The 2,687-nt window shown below is 71.0% G+C and carries 4 protein-coding genes; all 4 read left to right on the top strand.

Annotated features, from left to right (window positions below):
* Positions 1–532 (top strand): response regulator (locus AC1DU6_RS26390; RefSeq protein ID WP_477860739.1); only part of this gene is annotated, 532 nt, incomplete at its 5' end.
* A complete protein-coding gene (locus AC1DU6_RS26385; protein ID WP_457322741.1) occupies positions 513–860 on the top strand; it encodes an Hpt domain-containing protein in 348 nt (115 codons plus the stop codon). The genes AC1DU6_RS26390 and AC1DU6_RS26385, both read left to right, overlap by 20 nt.
* Positions 853–1,896, top strand: a complete 1,044-nt coding sequence (locus AC1DU6_RS26380; protein WP_457322740.1) for an adenylate/guanylate cyclase domain-containing protein — start codon at positions 853–855, stop codon at positions 1,894–1,896. The genes AC1DU6_RS26385 and AC1DU6_RS26380 overlap by 8 nt, the downstream gene beginning before the upstream one ends.
* Positions 1,893–2,687 (top strand): cyclic nucleotide-binding domain-containing protein (locus tag AC1DU6_RS26375; RefSeq protein ID WP_477860737.1); only part of this gene is annotated, 795 nt, incomplete at its 3' end. The genes AC1DU6_RS26380 and AC1DU6_RS26375, both read left to right, overlap by 4 nt.

Raw genomic sequence — 2,687 nt, 5'->3', positions numbered from 1 at the left:
CATGTGGGCCGAGAGCGACGGCCCGGGCCGCGGCGCGCGCTTCGGGTTCACGCTGCGCGCCACGGTGGCGGCCGACCTCGTGCCCAGCCCGCGCCGCCAGCGCGCCCAGCCGGTGGCGACGCAGCACCTCGCCGAGCGCCACCCGCTGCGCATCCTGCTGGCCGAAGACAACGTCGTGAACCAGAAGCTCGCCATGCGGCTGCTGCAGCAGATGGGTTACCGCGCCGACCTGGCCGCCAACGGCATCGAAGCGCTGGAGGCAGTGGCGCGCCAGGCCTATGACCTCGTCCTGATGGACGTGCAGATGCCGGAGATGGACGGGCTGGAGGCGTCGCGGCGCCTGAACGCCCAAAGCGAGCGGCCGCGCATCGTCGCCATGACCGCCAATGCGATGCAGGGTGACCGGGAAACCTGCCTGGCCGCCGGCATGGATGACTACCTGACCAAGCCGATCCGAGTCGACGAGCTGGTGCTGGCGCTGCAGCGCACACCGCTACGAAAGGAGCCTGAGCATGTCCCAGCCGGTGATTGACGGGGTGGTTTTCGCCGACCTTCAGGAAACGGCGGGGGCCGATTTCGTTGTCGAACTGATCGACTCCTTCCTTGAAGACGCTCCCCAGGGCCTTGCGGCGCTGCGCCGCGCCGCCGCGACGGGCGACGTCACAGGCTGGACGCGCCAGGCGCATTCGCTGAAGTCCAACGGCCTGACCTTCGGCGCCACGGCGCTGGCTGCCGCGGCGCGCGAGCTCGAACACACGCCACTGGCCGAACTGGGCGCCGCCGCCCCGGGCCGTGTCGATGCCTTGGCCGCCCTGTTCGCCGCGGTCGCGGCCGACCTGAAGGAGCGCCGCCATGCGTGAACGCCGCGCCCCATCCGCCCGCATCCTCCTCGTCGAGGACAACCGCGTGAACCGCCTGCTGCTGGCCCGGCACGTGGAGCTGCTTGGCCACCAGGTCGTCAGCGTCGAAGACGGCCACGCGGCCCTGGCGCGGCTGCAGGACAGCGCCTTCGACCTGCTGCTGGTGGACATCCACATGCCGGTCATGGGTGGCATCGAACTGATGGAAAGATTGCGCGCCAGCCCCGAGCTGCGCGAGCTGCCAGTCATCGTGACGTCGGCCGTGGAGGCCATGGACAGCGTGGTGCGCTGTATCGAGCTGGGCGCCGAGGACTATCTGCACAAGCCCGTCAACCTGGTGCTGCTGAAGGCGCGCATCAACGCCAGCCTGGAGCGCAAGCGCCTGCGCGACCAGCAGCGCGAGCTGGTGCGCCGCTTCGCCACCCGCGAGGTGGCCCAGGACCTGGAGGCCGAGGGCTTCGCGCTAGGCGGCCGCAAGGTGCAGGCGACGGTGCTGTTCTGCGACATCCGTGGCTTCACGACGCTTGCCGAATCGCAGCCGCCCGAGGACATCATCGAGCTGCTGAACACCTACTACACGCTGATGTTCGCGGCCATCAACGGTCATGGCGGCGTCGTCAACCAGATGATCGGCGACGGTCTGATGGCCATCTTCGGCGCGCCGCAGCCGCTGCCCGCGGCCGGCCAATGCGCCGTGCTGGCGGCGGCCGAGATGATCGAGATGGTGGCCCAGTTCAGCGAGGAGCAGCGCGCCGCCGGCCGGCCCGAGATCCGCATCGGCGTGGGCATCGCCAGCGGCGATGTCGTGGCCGGCTACACCGGTACGCGCCAGCGCGCCACCTACACCTGCATCGGCGACGCGGTCAACGTCGCGGCGCGCATGGAGGCCCACACCAAGGTGGCCGGCCACGCCGTGCTGTTCGACGCCGCGACCCAGGCCCAGCTCGCCGGCGCGCTGCCGAGCGAGCCCATCGGGCCAGTGCAGTTCAAGGGCAAGACGAGCTCGGTCGACGTGTTCGCCCTGACCTTGCAATGACCGAGGGCTATCACGACCGCCTGCTTGGCGAGCTGCTGGCCCAGGCCTTCGGCGAGCTCGACGCGGCCACGCTGGCCCTGCTGCGCGAGCAGCTGACCTGGGTCGAGGTGGCTGGCGGCCAGACGTTGATGCAGCAGGGCGAGCCGGGCGACTCGATGTATCTGTCGGTCAGCGGGCGCTTGCGGGCCTATGTGTCGAGTGATGGCGAGGCGCCGCGTGTCGTGCGGGAGCTGGGACGTGGGCAGGTCATCGGCGAGATGAGCCTGTACACGGCGGCGCCGCGCTCGGCCACCGTCGTCGCCATCCGCGACTCCGTGCTCGTGCGGCTGGACAAGGATCCCTTCCTGCGCCTGATCGAGCAGCAGCCGCGCGTCGGCATCGCGCTGACGCGCCAGATCGTGCATCGGCTGCAGACCGAACATGCGCCCGCGCCCTTCGCTGCGCCGGTCGTGCAGGCGCTGCTGCCCATCACCGCCGGCGTGGACGCGGCCGGGCTGGCACTCGGCCTGGCGGCGGGGCTTGGCCGTTTCGGCCGCGTCTGCGTCATCGACGCGGCCGCGGTGGATGCCGCCGTCGGCGCGGCGGCCGACGAAGGCGAGCGCTATCGCCAGGTGTCGCTGTGGCTGGACGAGGTCGAGGCCGCCCACGACTTCGTGTTGCTGCTGGCCGACGACGCGCCCACGCCCTGGACGCAGCGCTGCTGCCGCCATGCCGACGAGGTGCTGCTGCTGGCCAATGCCGGCGCCGCGCCGGCCGTGCACCTCAGCGAGACGCAATGCCTGGTGCAGCGC

This window comes from Roseateles sp. P5_B10 (assembly GCF_056400485.1).
This window is presented reverse-complemented; position numbering and strand designations above follow the sequence as displayed.